The 14877-nt window shown below is 68.8% G+C and carries 15 protein-coding genes; 8 read left to right on the top strand and 7 right to left on the bottom strand.

Going from position 1 to position 14877, the window contains the following annotated elements; translation table 11 throughout:
* Nucleotides 1-74: 74 nt before the first annotated feature.
* Nucleotides 75-875, bottom strand: coding sequence for a hypothetical protein (locus ACIRRY_RS19165; RefSeq protein WP_403973932.1), 801 nt, complete (start codon nt 873-875; stop codon nt 75-77).
* Nucleotides 876-992: 117 nt separating this feature from the next.
* Here ACIRRY_RS19165 and ACIRRY_RS19170 point away from each other — a divergent pair, with 117 nt between their 5' ends.
* Both ACIRRY_RS19170 and ACIRRY_RS19175 read left to right on the top strand, forming a co-directional pair.
* Nucleotides 993-2156 (top strand): sensor histidine kinase, encoded by a 1164-nt coding sequence (locus ACIRRY_RS19170; protein WP_403973935.1) that lies wholly within the window; start codon nt 993-995, stop codon nt 2154-2156.
* The gene (locus ACIRRY_RS19175; RefSeq protein ID WP_403973937.1) at nt 2153-2815 is read left to right on the top strand and encodes a response regulator; all 663 of its coding nucleotides are present in this window, start codon (nt 2153-2155) and stop codon (nt 2813-2815) included. Before ACIRRY_RS19170 ends, ACIRRY_RS19175 begins: the two co-directional genes overlap by 4 nt.
* A 688-nt stretch (nt 2816-3503) precedes the next feature.
* Here the strand turns inward: ACIRRY_RS19175 and ACIRRY_RS19180 are convergent.
* Entirely contained in the window at nt 3504-3947 is a 444-nt protein-coding gene (locus ACIRRY_RS19180; protein ID WP_403973939.1) for a hypothetical protein, read from the bottom strand.
* A gap of 340 nt (nt 3948-4287) precedes the next feature.
* On the opposite strand from ACIRRY_RS19180, the gene ACIRRY_RS19185 reads away from it, so the two are divergent.
* A complete protein-coding gene (locus ACIRRY_RS19185) occupies nt 4288-4950 on the top strand; it encodes a response regulator transcription factor (protein WP_403973941.1) in 663 nt (220 codons plus the stop codon).
* 209 nt (nt 4951-5159) lie between these two features.
* Here the strand turns inward: ACIRRY_RS19185 and ACIRRY_RS19190 are convergent, their stop codons facing one another.
* The 3 genes from ACIRRY_RS19190 to ACIRRY_RS19200 are packed head-to-tail and all read right to left on the bottom strand — an operon-like array spanning nt 5160 to nt 8391.
* On the bottom strand, nt 5160-6440 hold the full coding sequence (locus ACIRRY_RS19190) for a hypothetical protein (protein WP_403973943.1): 1281 nt from the start codon (nt 6438-6440) through the stop codon (nt 5160-5162).
* 38 nt (nt 6441-6478) lie between these two features.
* Complete coding sequence (locus ACIRRY_RS19195) at nt 6479-7747, bottom strand: sensor histidine kinase (protein WP_403973945.1); 1269 nt, start codon at nt 7745-7747, stop codon at nt 6479-6481.
* Nucleotides 7738-8391 (bottom strand): response regulator transcription factor, encoded by a 654-nt coding sequence (locus ACIRRY_RS19200; RefSeq protein WP_019065258.1) that lies wholly within the window; start codon nt 8389-8391, stop codon nt 7738-7740. The genes ACIRRY_RS19195 and ACIRRY_RS19200 overlap by 10 nt, the downstream gene beginning before the upstream one ends.
* 118 nt (nt 8392-8509) lie before the next feature.
* Here ACIRRY_RS19200 and ACIRRY_RS19205 point away from each other — a divergent pair, with 118 nt between their 5' ends.
* Nucleotides 8510-8749 (top strand): hypothetical protein, encoded by a 240-nt coding sequence (locus ACIRRY_RS19205; RefSeq protein ID WP_403973948.1) that lies wholly within the window; start codon nt 8510-8512, stop codon nt 8747-8749.
* Between the two features lie 952 nt (nt 8750-9701).
* Here the strand turns inward: ACIRRY_RS19205 and ACIRRY_RS19210 are convergent.
* Both ACIRRY_RS19210 and ACIRRY_RS19215 read right to left on the bottom strand, forming a co-directional pair.
* Nucleotides 9702-9995 (bottom strand): DUF1330 domain-containing protein, encoded by a 294-nt coding sequence (locus tag ACIRRY_RS19210; protein WP_403973950.1) that lies wholly within the window; start codon nt 9993-9995, stop codon nt 9702-9704.
* A 190-nt stretch (nt 9996-10185) separates the two neighbouring features.
* Nucleotides 10186-10860, bottom strand: a complete 675-nt coding sequence (locus tag ACIRRY_RS19215; protein ID WP_403973952.1) for an NADPH-dependent F420 reductase — start codon at nt 10858-10860, stop codon at nt 10186-10188.
* 127 nt (nt 10861-10987) lie between these two features.
* On the opposite strand from ACIRRY_RS19215, the gene ACIRRY_RS19220 reads away from it, so the two are divergent.
* The 4 genes from ACIRRY_RS19220 to ACIRRY_RS19235 all read left to right on the top strand — a co-directional run bounded on the left by ACIRRY_RS19220 (nt 10988) and on the right by ACIRRY_RS19235 (nt 14403).
* Nucleotides 10988-12031, top strand: coding sequence for a GlxA family transcriptional regulator (locus ACIRRY_RS19220; protein WP_403973954.1), 1044 nt, complete (start codon nt 10988-10990; stop codon nt 12029-12031).
* Nucleotides 12032-12549: 518 nt separating this feature from the next.
* A complete protein-coding gene (locus ACIRRY_RS19225) occupies nt 12550-12747 on the top strand; it encodes a hypothetical protein (RefSeq protein WP_403973956.1) in 198 nt (65 codons plus the stop codon).
* 117 nt (nt 12748-12864) lie between these two features.
* Nucleotides 12865-13227 carry a winged helix-turn-helix transcriptional regulator gene (locus ACIRRY_RS19230; protein WP_403973958.1) on the top strand — a complete coding sequence of 121 codons (363 nt, stop codon included), beginning with the start codon at nt 12865-12867 and terminating at the stop codon, nt 13225-13227.
* Between the two features lie 420 nt (nt 13228-13647).
* Nucleotides 13648-14403, top strand: a complete 756-nt coding sequence (locus ACIRRY_RS19235) for an SDR family oxidoreductase (protein WP_403973960.1) — start codon at nt 13648-13650, stop codon at nt 14401-14403.
* Nucleotides 14404-14877 lie beyond the last annotated feature (474 nt).

Consider the following 14877-nt stretch of genomic DNA (forward strand, 5'->3'; position numbering starts at 1 on the left):
CGCTCTCCCCTCGCCATCCTGGACGCATCCGACGGCGCAGGCCGTTGCTGGGGCAAGGCAGGCGCCCACTCCAGTCAACGCTCCTCGGCGGCCGCCTCCATAGGCGCCGCTTCCACGGAATCGGCCCGGCGGTGTCGTGATCCGATCATTCCGACGACTGCCACAAGGAGAATCCCGAGGACGAGGCTGATGGGTCCGGTGCCCCATTGAAGTCCGTCTCCGTAAGGGGCAGGTACGGAGAGCCAGTCCGCGACGGAGGCACCCAGGGGGCGGGTGATGGTGTAGGCGAACCAGAATGCCAGGACTTCGTTGAGACGGAACCAGCGATAGCCGGCCGCTGGGATCAGAATGATCCCCAGGAAGACGAAGGACGAGGCCAGGGTGCCGAGGCCCAGGGTCACGGCGGCGAAATCGCCCGCGGCTGTTCCCAGAGCGAACGTGAACAGGACGGTCAGCCAGTAGAACAGCTCCCGCAGACGGTTGTTGATGCTGTGCACGTCCAGGGTTCGCTGTGTCGCGTACCAGGCCGTGAAGACGGCGGCCTGGACGGCCACCAGCATCAGCGTGGAGGCGTAGAGCGGCATCCCCAGATCCTTGTTCAGGAAGTCCGCCGACATCGTCCCGAAGATGCTCACCGCCGTCACCGCGAGCCAGTAGACCCACGGGGTGTATTTGGTGGTGGCGAACTGTACGGCCAGGCATACGAGGAGCAGGCCGAGGCCCATGAGCATGGCCGCGTGCTGTCCGATGTAGTCGTTGAAGAAGACGTAGTCCGAGAAGGACTCACCGAATCCGGTGGTGCAGAGTTTCGCGATCCAGAAGATGAGAGCGATCTCCGGCACCTTCATGGCCATGGCCGCTGGTCGTTTTCTCATGTCGCGACGCTAGAAGCGCCACCAGGATCGGCACATCCGACAATGGTGGTCCTTTTCCGGCGGATGTAAGACCTTCGATTGACGCCTCCAGCAGCGCCCGTCCGTAATGTCGGCGGGGTGAAGCACCTCCCGCCGACGCACCGACTCTCCCGGGACCGGCCGCCGCTCTCCCTGGTCCTGCTGCTCGGGCCGCCCGTCCTGTGCGCCGTCGCCGCGTCGCACGAGTTGCTCTACAACCGGTCCGGAGCACTGAACTGGGTGCTGGCGATCGCGGTGATCTGTCCCTTGGTGCTGCGCCGCAGGGCTCCGGTCGTCGTCTTCTGGTTCTGCTGGACCGTGGCAATGGTGACCTGGGCGCTCGGTACGGTCTCGTTCTCCGAGTTCGCGGTGCTCGTCGCGCTCTACACCGTCGCCGCCCACCGCGGCCTGCGGCACTCGCTCGGCACCGCGGCAGCCGTCGAACTCGGCGTCGTCCTGGTCGCGGTGCGGTTCGCTCCGACCGCGAGTATCAACGACGCCTTCGTCATCCTCAGCGGCCTGGGCGCCGCGGCGTTCTTCCTCGGCACCACCGTGCGGGCCCAGCGCCGCTACCTCGCTTCCATAGAGGACCGCGCGCAACGCCTGGAGCAGGAGCGCGCCCAGCAGGCGCAGCTCGCCACGGCGGCCGAACGTACCCGGATCGCGCGGGAGATGCACGACATCGTCGCCCACGGCCTGGTGGTCGTCGTCGCCCTCTCCGAGGCCGCGGCGGCGACCACGGCGACCGATCCGGAGGGCGCCCGCGGGAAGATGCTCCAGGCGGCGTCGACCGGCCGCCAGTCCCTCGCCGGAATGCGCCGCCTCCTCGGTGTCCTGCGGGCCGACGACGGTGGCGAACGGGCCCCTCAACCCGACCTCGGCTCGCTCAAGGCCCTGGTGGACGAGGCCCGCGGCACCGGCCTGGACGTCAGGCTGACCGAGACCGGCAGCCCGGAGACCCTGAGCGCGGAGGCGCAGACGACGCTCTACCGGATCCTCCAGGAGTCGCTCACGAACGTCGTCAAGCACGCCCGGGACGCTTCGTCGGTGGATGTCGTCCTGCACTGCGGCGGTGACCTGGTCGGCTTCAGCGTCACCGACGACGGCAGACCGGCCCCCGGAACCGCCACCGCGAGACGTGCCGGCAACGGGTTGACCGGGATGCGGGAACGGGTCGCGATGTTCGACGGGGACCTCCGGGCGGGACCCACCCCGTCCGGGTGGGCCGTGTCCGCCGAACTGAAACTGGGAGAACCGCGATGACCATCTCGGTCCTGCTCGCCGACGACCAGGCACTCGTCCGCATGGCCTTCCGCAGCCTCCTCGACACGATGCCGGACATCACTGTCGTCGGCGAAGCCGCCAACGGGGAGGAGGCGGTCGCCCTCGCGCGGCGCACGCTGCCGGACGTGGTGCTCATGGACGTACGCATGCCGGTCATGGACGGCATCGAGGCGACCCGGCGCATCACCTCCCACACAGCCTCCCGCGTTCTCATCCTCACCACCTTCGACCTCGACGAATACGCCTTCGAGGGCCTCCGCGCCGGTGCCTGCGGGTTCCTCCTCAAGGACGTCGTCCCGGCCGTGCTGCAAGCGGCGATCCGGGCCGTGGCCTCCGGCGACGCCGTCCTCACCCCGCGCATCACCCGAGGTCTCGTCGACCGCTTCGCCCAGATCTCCCCATGGCCCCGCGCGGACGACGCGGGCGCACTCTTCGCCCGACTGACGGCCCGCGAACGGGAGGTGTTCCATCTCATCGCCGCCGGCCTGTCGAACGCCGAGATCGCCGAACGCCTCTTCCTCACCGAGGCCACCGTCAAGACCCACATCACCCGCATCCTCACCAAATTGCAGCTCCGCGACCGGGTCCAGGTCGTGATCTTCGCCTACGAACACCAGCTGCGCACACATGGCGACTAGCGGGTGCGAAGTCCGGGCAGGTGGAGGGTTCGGCATGACCGGCGGTGGCGGTGAGGTGGCGAGGAGACGTCGGTCGCCGACGGCCGTGGCGACACCCTCGTCGGCGGCCCGCTCGGCAGTAAGGATGGTGGCGCGGGCGGGGCGCAGCACTCGATGGCAGTGGGCGGCGAGTTCCACGGCGGCCAGGAAGTAGGGGCGCGCTTGGGTGCGCTCATGGGCGAAGAGGGCCTCGCGTTCGGCTGGTTTTGGCTGCGCAGCATCGCGGTGACGACGATGCGGTGGGGTCGCCCGGGCAGGGCGTTACGGCGGCAGGCGCCACGAGGCAGCCCGCGAGGCTGAGCAGCGGGTAGATGAGTTCGCCGTGGGCGGCGAAGGCGGGGAGCTTGAGAAGTCCGGTCAGAACCAGAACGCCGAGGACGGCGACGTGACCACAACCGATAGATGGCCATCACGATCGGTAGTCGGCCAGTCGGCCAGTCGGTCGTGTCGGCGTGGCATCGGCCGCTGGCCCGGCTCAATCGCGTACTGCTCCCAGCAGTACTTGCTGGGATCTCTCCCGGCAGAACGCCTGCGGTTCCTGCCGTGAGGCAAATTACAAGGTCACAGTTCATTTTGGCTGCCGTACGAACACGACGGCATGGCACACAGGTGGACTGGTGCTGGCCTCCATCTCGGACCCCGGTTCAGATCATGTTCTGCCGCTATGCCGAGGTGCGGCCTGCGGCGGCCCGGTGGTAGGTGCCGTAACTGATGACCGGCCCGGTTCGGTGAAGAACAGCCGCCCGTCATCGGCCGTGCCGAACGTCGCGACATGCTCGCACCACATGGCCACCAGATGCAGAGGCAGCGGCACCACCCGCGTTTCCCCCGGCGGACGGTTCTTCAGCCCACGCTTGTCATGGAACTCACCGCTGTCAGTCCAGCGTTTGCCCGCCTGCGGCCGAGTGCGATACAGGATCAACCACCCCCAACCGGTGCTGGGCAGCCGGCAGTCCGGCAACGCCACCGCGACCGCTTCCTCTGGGCGCAGGCCGCGTAGTACCTGCCCGGCGGTCCGTACCGAAGTGATGTCCCGGTCGGCGGTGATCATGATGACGTCGGGGCGGGCGCCGCCCTCGTCCGAGCTGAGCAAGCCTGACGCCGCCGAGCCGACGGACAGGTCAAGGGCACACAAGCCCGGGAACGCGTCCCACTCGCCAATCGTCTACAGTGCGACGAACGTCTACACCCTTGTAGTCATTCATATCCGCCCGTTCACCTACGTCAAGTGGTCCAAGGGAAAAGGGGCGCTGTCAGTGGATGGGCGCTTCCCTTGGGGCACGGCACCACGGTCACTCTGGCGCGCTCCACGCGGAGCGCCGCCGCAGCGACTCGTCGTCGGCCGCCTGGCAGCGTGTCCGTCGGCCATGGCCCACCGGCCGCCCGAATCGCTCATCTCGGACACGACCCGCCCGGAGCCCCTAAGGGAGACCATGCGTCACAAGATATTGGTCGTTGAGGACGATCACGTGCTGCTGGACGTGCTGCGCCGTGGGCTGTACGAGGAGGGCTTCGAGCCCGTCCTCGCCGCCGACGGTGCGACCGCCCTGCGGCTGGCCACCGGCGACATCGCGGCGGTTGTCCTGGACATCGGGCTGCCCGACGCGGACGGCCGGGACGTGTGCCAGGCGCTGCGCACCAACGGCTTCCTGGCCCCGGTCATCTTCCTGACCGCCCGGCAACAGCTCGCGGACCGGCTGTCGGGGTTCTCGGCAGGCGGTGACGACTACCTGGCCAAGCCCTTCCATCTGGCCGAACTCACCGCCCGGCTGCGTGCGTCCGTGAAGCGGGCTGCGCCGGCCGCGGCGATCGCGGTCGGGGACCTGATTCTGGACGCGGTCGGCCACCGCGTCACCGTGCACGGCACGGCCGTCGCCCTGTCCCCCACGGAATTCCGGCTGCTGGCCACCCTCGTGGCCGCAGGCGAGAGCGTCGTTCGGCGCCGCGAACTGATCGCGGCGGGCTGGCCGGAGGGTGCCCAGGTCAGTGACAACACGCTGGACCAGTACCTGACCCGGCTGCGGCGGAAGCTGCGTGAGGCCGACAGTGCGCTGACCATCGGCACGGCGCGCGGGATCGGACACCGCCTTTCATGAAGCGCCTTGTCCTCGATCGGCTTGGAGGAACAGCGGGCGGCCGAAGCCGTTGAGACGCCGGCTTCGACCGCCCATGTGAGTCCCCGGACATGCCCGGGCTGGCACAGACGGCCGCCTGCACTGACCACAGCTCGTCGGCGTGTGCCGAGGCGGCGCGGTTCTCGGCGCGGCCCCGCGCACTCGACCCGTCGCCGGGCGCAGGGGGTCGGTCAGCCCATGTCCGTGAGGAGGGCGTTCAGTTCCTTCTCCTGCTGCGCAGGCGGCATCGCCGGATTCGAGTGGTCGATGCCGAAGGTCCCCAGCACCTTGTCCATCTGGGCGTCGATGGAGGTCCAGCCGGTGTTGTCCAGCGGCTGTAGCGATGCCTGGTCGGCGTCCCACAGGTCACGCAGCGACTGGGCGGCCGTGTGCGCTCCCTTCGCGTTCCCCGAGCGTGCGTCCTTGAGCGAGGTGGAGGCGAGGTTCTTCAGCGCGGCGACCTTGGCGGGCGGGAACTTCTTCACCGCCTGGCCGGGAGCCATCTGGACGGCGGAGGTGTTGTCGGCCTCCGGTGCCGGGCCGGTGTGCGGCTGGCTGTGGGCCCAGATCAGCAGGCCCATGGTGGCGACGGCGAGCAGGCCGAAGCCGGCCAGCCCGACGCGCTCCTTTCGCGGGTCGCCGGTGGCGTGTGCGGTAGGTGCGGCGTGGGCGGCCTCGTAGGTCTCGGTCACGTCCGAGCGTGTCACCGTCAGGTAGGCCACGGTGGCCAGGATCAGGCCGAGGAAGATCAGGCTGGTGGTGAAGGTGCCCAGCGCGAGGCCGGTCGGCTCGCCCGGCTGAGCGACCTTCGGGGAGGCGAGCCAGTCGCCGATGTTCGCGCCCAGCGGGCGGGTCAGGATGTAGGCGAGCCAGAAGGACAGCACCGGGTTCGCGCCGAACTTCCACAGCAGCGTGATCGCCGCGATGAGGCCGAGCGGCAGCATCACCGAGGCGCCCGGGCTCCAGCCGGTGAGCTCCAGGGTCCAGTCCCCGGTCGCGGTGCCGAGCGCGAAGGTGACGAGAACCGCGAGCCAGTAGAACGACTCACGCGGAAGCGTCGTGACCGAGTGGATCGAGAGGGTGCGCTCGCGCAGCCACCACACGCCGAAGACCACGGCGAGCAGAACCGAGAACACGGCGGAGCTGATCCACAGCGGCACATTGAGCTGGTCGGTGAGGATGTCGGTGTACAGGGTGCCCGTGACACTGACAACGACCACGGTCAGCCAGTACGGGAACGGGACGTACCGCTTGAGCCGCATCTGGACGGCCAGGACCACGACGAACACTGCGGTGAAGATCCAGGCCGTGTTCACCAGGCCGACGCCCAGCTTCATGTTGATCCAGTCGGCGAAGCTCTCACCCACGGTGGTGCACAGGATCTTGATCACCCAGAACCAGACGGTGACCTCGGGGACCTTGTTGAGCATGAGGCGCCCGCTGCGTGGGCGTGCTTCCGTTGTCGTTGTCATGCAGGGAGCCTTACGGAGAGAACCTGCAAGCAACCTGACTACGTGGCCGCCTTCGCGGCCGGGAGTGTCACCTGGACGTGACCGCGGCCGTCCGCGATCGCCCGGACCTCCACACCGGCCGAGGCAGCGATACGCCGGACCACCGGCAGCCCCAGCCCGTACCCGCCGCCGCCGGTCACGCCCGCTTCGAAGACCCGGTCGACCTCAGCGGGATCGAACCCCGGGCCGTCGTCCAGGACATCCACCAGGATGGCCTCGCCCTGGCTGCGTGCGGTGATCCACACACGGGACTTCGCATGCCGCAGGCTGTTCTCCAGCAGGGGTGACAGCAGTGCCACGGCGACGTCGGGCGCTACGGCCACCTCGACCTTCGCCGGGAAGGCGACCTCGATCGCGCGGCTGCCGATCGCCTGCCGCGCGGCGGAGCGCAGATCACACCGGGTCCCCTCGTCCGTCCGTGCGCGCGCTGCCCGCAATATCGTCGTGATCGCCGCATTGAGGCGGTCGACCTCGCTCAGCACCACCTCCGGCACCACCGGCTCGCCGGACAGCTGCGCCAGCTGCGCCTCGCCTCGCAGGACCGTGAGCGGTGTCCGCAGCTCGTGGGCGATCTCGTCGGTGAGCCGGCGCTCGTCCGCCAGCGCGTTGTCAACCCGCTCCAGGAGGCGATCGAGGGTCTGTCCCAGTTCCCCGAACTCGTCACGGGGGGCTCCGAGGTTGAAACGGCGCCCGGGCTCGTGATGGCCCCAGTCATCCGCGAGGGCGGCCATCTCGTGCACGACGCGCAGAGCGCGGTGCACCACGAGGTGCGCGACACCGCCGGCGAGGAGGATCGTGAGGCCGCCCAGAATCAGCGACAAGGTCAGGCTGCGCTGCTCGGACGTCTCGTAGGGCGTGAGGTCCACCCGGACGATCACCATGACGTTGTGGCCGCCGGTCGGAACCGGCCGCGCGAACAGGAGGTAGTCGCCGACGGTCGCGGTCTGCGATCGCCCCGAGGCCGCCAGCTCCTCGACGCGCCCGACCACGCTCGGCGGCACGTCCCCGTCAATAAGACGGCCATCGGCATACACCCAGGCGACCTCGTCCAGCGCCTCGCTGCCGTTCTCCGTAAGCACGACACGGCCGCCCTTGGCGCTGACGTTCGCCGCGACCGCCTCGGCGCGCGTACGGGCCAGATCGTGCGCGTCGGCGTCCGTCACCCTGCTCAGCAGCACGTGCGAAACCACCACCAGGATCGCGACCACTGCGGTGGCGATCAGCACGGTGAGCGCGACGACGCTTCGGCGGAATCCCGTCACTGCCATCGGTAGCCCACGCCGCGGACGGTCGCCAGCCGCTCGGCCACACCCAGCGGACCGAGCTTGGTCCGCAGCCGGCGCACATATGAGTCGAGGGTGTTGTCGCTGACCTGGGCCCCGTGCGGCCAGCCGGCGGCGACGAGAGCGTGGCGGCGTACCGCGTCGCCCTGCGAGGCGATCAGGCGGCCCAGTAGCCGGAACTCGGTCGGGGTCAGGCTCATGCTCACCGCATCGTAGGTCACCACGTGCTTCGCCGGATCGAGGACGACCTCGTGCGGTGCGGACGCCACGGTGGCCCGGCGCAGCAGCGCCCTGACACGGACCAGCAGTTCCGGGATGTCGAAGGGTTTGGTCATGTAGTCGTCGGCGCCGGCCTCGAAGCCGCCCACCTTGTGATGCAGGCCGTCCAAGGCGGTGAGCATCAACACCGGCACGTCGACGCCGCGAGCCCGCAGGGCCAGGCAGACATCGCGACCGTCGGCGTCCGGCAGCCCGAGATCCAGGACGACCAGCTGGGGCGCCGGTGCGAGCTGCCGCAGCAGGCTGTCGGCCGTGGCGGCGACGGAGACGGTGTGGCCGTCGTGCTCCAGGGCGCGCTTGAGGATGCCGCGGACCGCCGCGTCGTCTTCGCACACCATGATGAAAGCCACGTGCTGACCCTAGATACTCGCGTTCCAGTTCTCCATCTGCCCTGATCAGCCACGCGACGCTCGGGCACGACCGGCCGAGCCGCAGCAGGGGGCTGCCGCGGGAGGACCACCATGGGACATGGACCGTATGCAGGAGTACATCGACGCGATTCCGCCGCGTCACCGCCCGCTCTTCGCCCGGGTGAGCGGGCTGATCCTCAAGGAATTCCCGCAGGCGAACGTGGCACTGTTGTACGAAATACCCACCTCACGGGTCGAAAAGCGCAGGCTGCCCATCGCGGCCCACACACGGGCTGGACGCCCTGCCGACGATTCTCTGTACACCGGGGCGGGCCGCCAATCCCAACCTCACTTCTGAACTCTCTGTCGGTCGCTGCCGGCCTTCGAAGCCGCGGGACGGCTCCTTGACGGCCTTCTCGACGGTCTCCTTGTGGGTGCGCCTACCACCGGCCTGCTGCTGCAGACGCCCTGACCGCAGACCGCACAGACCGCCTCTCGGGGCCGTTTCCTCTTCGGGCCGTTTCCGTGACCTCTTGACTCATCGCCAGAACGCCCGTAGACACCGGCGGTGTGGACACGACCGCGCCGTCCCGGCCCCTGTACGCCCCTGGATCTTGGCATCGGCCTTCAGAGCAGTCGACCGGACCGCGAACGACAACCACGAACACCTACTCCGCCGCAGCTCAGAAGGGTGGGACATACCCCGAGCGTTACCGGGCCCCAAACCCACGAGCAGCGGATTCAGTCCGTTCAGGCAAAGTTGACGATCCGACAGGACAAAATGAACGTTTCCGCAGGTCAGGAGCCTGCACAGGTGGGGCGGGTGGGACTCGAACCCACGGCCGACGGATTATGAGTCCATTGGGGATCTTGGCGGTCCTTGCCGATCAACGCTCATCCTTGACGTTTTCGCAGGTCAGATGCGGTTATCCATGTTAGGGCTAGTCAGCCCTTGTCAGTCTGTTCCTGTCCTTGCGGCCTCAACTCGGCCTCAATGAGGCCCGACAGGATCGTGCCGAAGGCATGAAGGACGATCGCGCCAGCTGAAGGACGGGGGCCGAACCCCCGCGCAGCGGATTCCCCTTCCGAAGCGCCGGGAATCAAGAACGCCCAGCGACCGGAGCGACTCCCCGCCAAGGACCAGCGTGTCGGGATCCTGTGCGGCCGGAAAGGCCCCCTTCCATGATCGGAAGGGGGCCTTGATCTGGTTGTCTGCGCTCGATCGGGTGTTGTCACGCAGTTGGTCACGTAGCGGACCGACCCGGCGCCAATGAGAGCTGGACGCCGGGCAGGTCGCCGACTGAGCCCGGTCAGTCGATGCTTTCTATGATGCGGAAGTCGCGCTCGACGCTGTCGGAGAGGGCGACCAGCGCCTCCTGGTAGGCCGCACTCTCGTGTGTCGCGACGGCCTGCTCGAAGCTGTCGAACTCGATCAGGACGGTGCGCTCGGCGATTCCGGCGTCATGCGCCTTGACCCGACCGCCACGGACGAGGATTCGACCGCCTCCAGCCGCGACGGCCCGAGCGGTCAGCTTGCTGTAAGCAGCCAACTTCTCAGGGTCTTTAATGGTGCGGTAGGCGCTGACCCAGTAGCCCTTGGGCATGGAACCTCCAGTGTTCGGACGCACGTCTGACTTCGAATTGGCAATGTGGATGAACGCACCCAACGACGGGTCAACGCGGCGTCGTCGTCCCGTGCCCCGACGAACGCAGTCGTGAGACCCGGTCGGCATAGTCGCCGCGGCCGGCCCGGACTTCCGCTCGGCCGGGCTGGGCCTGGAGCCGAGGAGCGTCTCAGGCGGCGGGCTTCGCCGCGGCGAGCGCCTCACGTATGACCTGGGCGCTCGCCGGTGTGCCAGGAAGCACCCCGTAAGCACCGTAGGGATTCACGTAGGCCGGGGTGTCCACTTGGGTGCGCCAGTTCTCGGCGAGCGGGCCGGCGTCCACGGTGTCGAAGCCGAGGCTGTCGAACAGCTCAGTGACCGCCTGCTTGGCGGCCGCGTCGTCACCGGCGATCGGCAGCACCGACCGGTCCGCGCTGCCCGCCGGCCGCGCCAGGGATCGCAGGTGCTCGAACCAGATGTTGTTGAACCCCTTCACCACGCGGGCTTGCGGGAGGTGCTTCTGCAGCAGCTCACCGGTGGTGCTGGAACCGTCCTCCAACTCGTCGAAGGCGCCGTCGCGCTGCGGGTAGTAGTTGTTGGTGTCGATGACCACCTTGCCCGTCAAGGGCTCCGCCGGGACGTCCCGGTACGCCCGCAGCGGCACGGTCACCACCACGATGTCACCGGCTGCGGCCGCCTCCGCGGGGGTCGCGGCGCGTGCCTTCGGCCCCAGCTCGGACACCAGGTCCTGGAGGGTCTGCGGGCCGCGCGAGTTGCTCAGCACCACGTCGTGACCGGCGGCGACCGCCAGCCGCGCCACAGTGCTTCCGATATTGCCACTACCGATGAAACCGATCGTTTTCATGCCATGCTCCACGACCACTGGATCGGATGCGCCACCCGGGCCGTTCCCGGGGCGACGCACTCCACGATCCGGTATCCACACCCTCAACGGCGTTGGCCGTTTGGCCACTATGTGACAGGATCTGGCCATGACCCAGAGCCAGTGGCCGTGCACCGACTCCCACCCCGAGCGGGTCGGCGAGGCGCCGGAACCGCACCGCATCGCGGTCCTGGCCCTGCCCGGCGTCCCACCCTTCGAGCTCGGCATCCCCTCCCGGGTCTTCGGCAGCGTCCTGGACAGTGGCGGACGCCCGCTGTACGAGGTCACCGTCTGCACCGCCGACGGCGCCCCCGTCCTCAGCGACGCCGGTTTCACCCTGCAACCCGCGGCCGGCCCGGAAGCCCTGGCCGCCGCCGACACCGTGATCGTCCCGCCCACGCACGCCATGCCCGAGCTGGCCCGCGGGGGTCCGCTGCCGCCCGAGGTCACCGCGGCCATCGCCCGGATCCGGCCCGGCACCCGCCTGGTGTCCATCTGCGCCGGCTCCTACGTCCTGGCCGCAGCCGGACTCCTCGACGGCCGGCCCGCCACCACCCACTGGCACCTCGCCCCCGAGTTCCGTCGCGCCTACCCCCGCGTCAAGGTCGACGAGGAGGTCCTCTTCGTCGACGACGGCGACGTCCTGACCTCCGCGGGCGTCGCCGCCGGCGTCGACCTGTGCCTGCACATGATCCGCCGCGACCATGGCGCTGCCGCCGCCAACCACGCCGCCCGCGTGTGCGTCGTACCGCCCTGGCGGGACGGCGGGCAGGCCCAGTACATCGACCGCCCGGTCCCCGAACCCACCATCGCCTCCACCACCGCCACCCGAGCCTGGGCCATGGAACACCTTGGCGAACCCCTCTCCCTCAACCGCCTCGCCGAACACGCCCGGATGAGCCTGCGCTCCTTCACCCGCCGTTTCCGCGACGAGGTCGGCATGACCCCGGTGCAGTGGCTCACCGCGCAACGGCTCGAACTGGCCAAACAGTTGCTGGAGACCACCGACCTGTCGATCGATCTGGTCGCCCACCGCTCCGGCTTCGGCTCGGCGAACTCCCTGCGCTCCCATATGAGAGCAGCCTTCGCTGTTTCACCCGCTGCCTACCGCCGCACCTTCAACCCCAACGACCCCGTCGAAGCCAACACCTGAGGGCACGCAGACGGAGCACCCGCAGCACGCCGAAGTACGCGGCAGGAGGCGGATCGCCCCGGCGGCATCCGGCAGGGTTTCCATGGAGCCGATGGCAGAGGACGGGGACCACTGGCCTTCATCCGCTCGTGCGGGAACGCGAACCTGTGGCCGGCCATCTGCTCGGCGAACTCCCCGACCCCGGCTCCCCCGTCAGCTGCTCCCACTCCTTAAACTGGAAACGACTCCCGCTCCCGGGCTCTGGTCCACTTCTTGTGGTCGCGTACGCAGCGTGACTGTCGATCTTCGGGGGGCGGAGGTTGAGATCGCCCGAAAATCGCCGGCCCGGAGGCTGCGTGGTCGACAGTGCTGCGCCGTGAACGAAGTACGGCCGCAGCTGCATGAGCTGCTGTTCTCCTCAGTGGAAGGCATGTCCGCGGAGTCCGTCGACGTGGCCGGCGCGGTTGCCCAAGTCGAGGCCCGGAGCACGGCCATGCGGGCGGCCTGTCCGGGCTGCGGGCGCTGGGCGGGGCGAATACATGGCTCCCATCTGCGGTTTCCTCGTGATCTGTGATCCGCAGCCGGGAATCGACGACGAGCGGTTGCGTCTTCTGCGGCGCGAAGTGTTCCGGGCCGCTGGGGGCAGCCACCACGACCGAGACGCCTACGACCAGGTCATGACCGAGCAACAACGCGCCCTGGTCCTGGTGCTGCCGCCGCGCATCTACAGCAACTGACGGCCCCCGTCGTGCGAGGCTGGCGCGTGGACGGCTGCCGGCCTCGTCGGCATAGCTCTGCACGTGCCGCCGGGCCAGCGGATCGGTGCGCGTCGCGGGTCGCGTTACAGTGATTGTGTGAGTTCGCCGACCAGACCGACCCCCGATCAGGGGTATGGGCTTGATGTGCCCGGAGCGCCGCGAGTCTGCTCGATCGCCAACGCGCTCGGCGTCCTGGGCGACCGTTACTCGTTGCTGATCCTGCGAGAAATCCGGCTTGGCGTCCGGCGCTTCAGCGACATCCGCAGTAACACCGGAGCACCGCGCGACACCCTGACCAACAGGCTGCGCGACCTGGAGAACGCAGGCGTCATCGAACGCCGCCAATACAGTGAACGCCCTCCCCGCGACGAATACTTCCTGACCGCGGCGGGCAACGCCATCGGGCCCGTACTGGGGGCGTTGCGGGAATGGGGCGATCAGTTCGCTCCACCTGCCTGACCTGCATCCACCGGCCACAGTAGCCCTGCACCCGCGACGCGTTGACGGATTTGGTCTTCGCCGCCCGCCGGCGGCGTCGTCATGAGAGCCGGCCTTGCGCAGGGGGTGGCCGGGCGGAAGTGATCGACCGAGACGCTGCCGCCGGGTGATGCGCTGAGTCTGCGGGCGGGTCTTCCCAAGGGACGGGTCGTACCCCGAATCGGGAAGGCGGCACACCGGTAACCGCTGCTCGACGGCTGCCGGTTCTTGTCCAACATCGAGCCACCACTGGTGCGGTATCCCGCTGTGCCCCATCACTAGTCGGTTGGATTTTCGGACTGACTCTGTTACGGTCCTTCCAGTTGGTCCGAAAAGCAGACCGACAAGAGGGCGACCGTGACCGCGCGCCACTCGCCTCAACGTCTCGCTAGGAGCCGTGCCATGTCTTCGATCCTGATCACCGGCGCATCCAAGGGCATCGGCCGTGCCACCGCCGTCGAACTGGCCCGGCGTGGCCACCGCGTCGTCGCAACCGCCCGCGATCCGCAGGCGCTCGCCGACCTGCAGGTGGAACGCCGGCTGCGGCTGGACGTGACGGACCAGGCCAGCGTCGACGCCGCGATCAAGGAAGCCGGCGGCATCGATGTGCTGCTGTCCAACGCCGGCGCGGTCTTCGCCGGGGCCGTCGAGGCGAGCCCGCCGGACGAGATCGAGCGTCTCTTCCGCCAGAACACCGTCGGGGCGATACGGGTGGCCCAGGCCGTCCTGCCGCAGATGCGCGAGCGGGCCTCGGGTCGGCTGCTCTTCGTCTCCAGCATCGTCGGTCGCACCGTGATGCCGGGCAACGGCGCCTACGCGGCGACCAAGTGGGCCCTCGAGGCGTTCGCCGAAACCCTGGCTATCGAGGTCGCCGGGTTCGGCATCGACGTCACGCTGGCCCAGCCCGGCCCGGTCAGCTCCGGCGCCCTGGACAACGTGCTGACCTACGACCTGCCCCACGACCCCTACGCCGCCCTGTTCGCCGGCGAAGGCCTCCCGGCCGAGATGATCATTAGCCCCGAGCAGGTCGCCGAGGCACTGGCCGATCTCGTCGAGCAGCCCACCGTCCCGCTGCGGGTACCCGTCGGCCCGGTTGCCCAACACATCATCAACAGCCGGGACAACGCCCCGTACGACAAGCCGTTCCTGATCGCCTGAACCACACCCGGTCACGTTCCCGCCGAACGCGGCATGCGCGGCACCGGTTGGTCATATCGCCGTAGGTTGCCGCAGCCTCACGTTCGCTGGCGAGGCTGGCCTCGCCACCGGGCTACAAATCCGGCTACTGCTGGCCCTCTGCCCCGCCGGCGAGGACGTCCTGGTCCGTACCTGAAGGACCGCACGGCCTTCATGCACACCGTGCGGCGACCGCTCCAGGACCAGGAAGAGACCTCGTACGTCCTACGCGCTCACCTGCGCGGCCATACGCCCAGCGCCGTTTTCCTCACAAACCCGTCAAGAAGGTCGCCGGCCGGTTGTAACCGCCGACGCAACGCCCCATCTCATCGTGGCAACGTCGGAAGCACCGTGGCACGGCTGGCGGTCGCTGCCGGTCACGACGTGGTGCTGGAGTGCCTGGAACCTGGGCCTCGCCGACGAAGCGGCCCGGCTGATCGAACATAGGCGGCACGC

This window comes from Streptomyces sp. NPDC101776, from assembly GCF_044766845.1.
Classification (GTDB): Bacteria; Actinomycetota; Actinomycetes; order Streptomycetales; family Streptomycetaceae; genus Streptomyces.

Bases quoted from the DNA above. Each gene is read 5' to 3' on its own strand.
- ACIRRY_RS19235 (WP_403973960.1), top strand. From the start codon at position 13,648: ATGTCTTCGATCCTGATCACCGGCGCATCCAAGGGCATCGGCCGTGCC.
- ACIRRY_RS19165 (WP_403973932.1), bottom strand. From the start codon at position 875: ATGAGAAAACGACCAGCGGCCATGGCCATGAAGGTGCCGGAGATCGCT.
- ACIRRY_RS19220 (WP_403973954.1), top strand. From the start codon at position 10,988: ATGACCCAGAGCCAGTGGCCGTGCACCGACTCCCACCCCGAGCGGGTC.
- ACIRRY_RS19185 (WP_403973941.1), top strand. From the start codon at position 4,288: ATGCGTCACAAGATATTGGTCGTTGAGGACGATCACGTGCTGCTGGAC.
- ACIRRY_RS19215 (WP_403973952.1), bottom strand. From the start codon at position 10,860: ATGAAAACGATCGGTTTCATCGGTAGTGGCAATATCGGAAGCACTGTG.
- ACIRRY_RS19205 (WP_403973948.1), top strand. From the start codon at position 8,510: ATGGACCGTATGCAGGAGTACATCGACGCGATTCCGCCGCGTCACCGC.
- ACIRRY_RS19175 (WP_403973937.1), top strand. From the start codon at position 2,153: ATGACCATCTCGGTCCTGCTCGCCGACGACCAGGCACTCGTCCGCATG.
- ACIRRY_RS19210 (WP_403973950.1), bottom strand. From the start codon at position 9,995: ATGCCCAAGGGCTACTGGGTCAGCGCCTACCGCACCATTAAAGACCCT.
- ACIRRY_RS19190 (WP_403973943.1), bottom strand. From the start codon at position 6,440: ATGACAACGACAACGGAAGCACGCCCACGCAGCGGGCGCCTCATGCTC.
- ACIRRY_RS19195 (WP_403973945.1), bottom strand. From the start codon at position 7,747: ATGGCAGTGACGGGATTCCGCCGAAGCGTCGTCGCGCTCACCGTGCTG.
- ACIRRY_RS19225 (WP_403973956.1), top strand. From the start codon at position 12,550: ATGGCTCCCATCTGCGGTTTCCTCGTGATCTGTGATCCGCAGCCGGGA.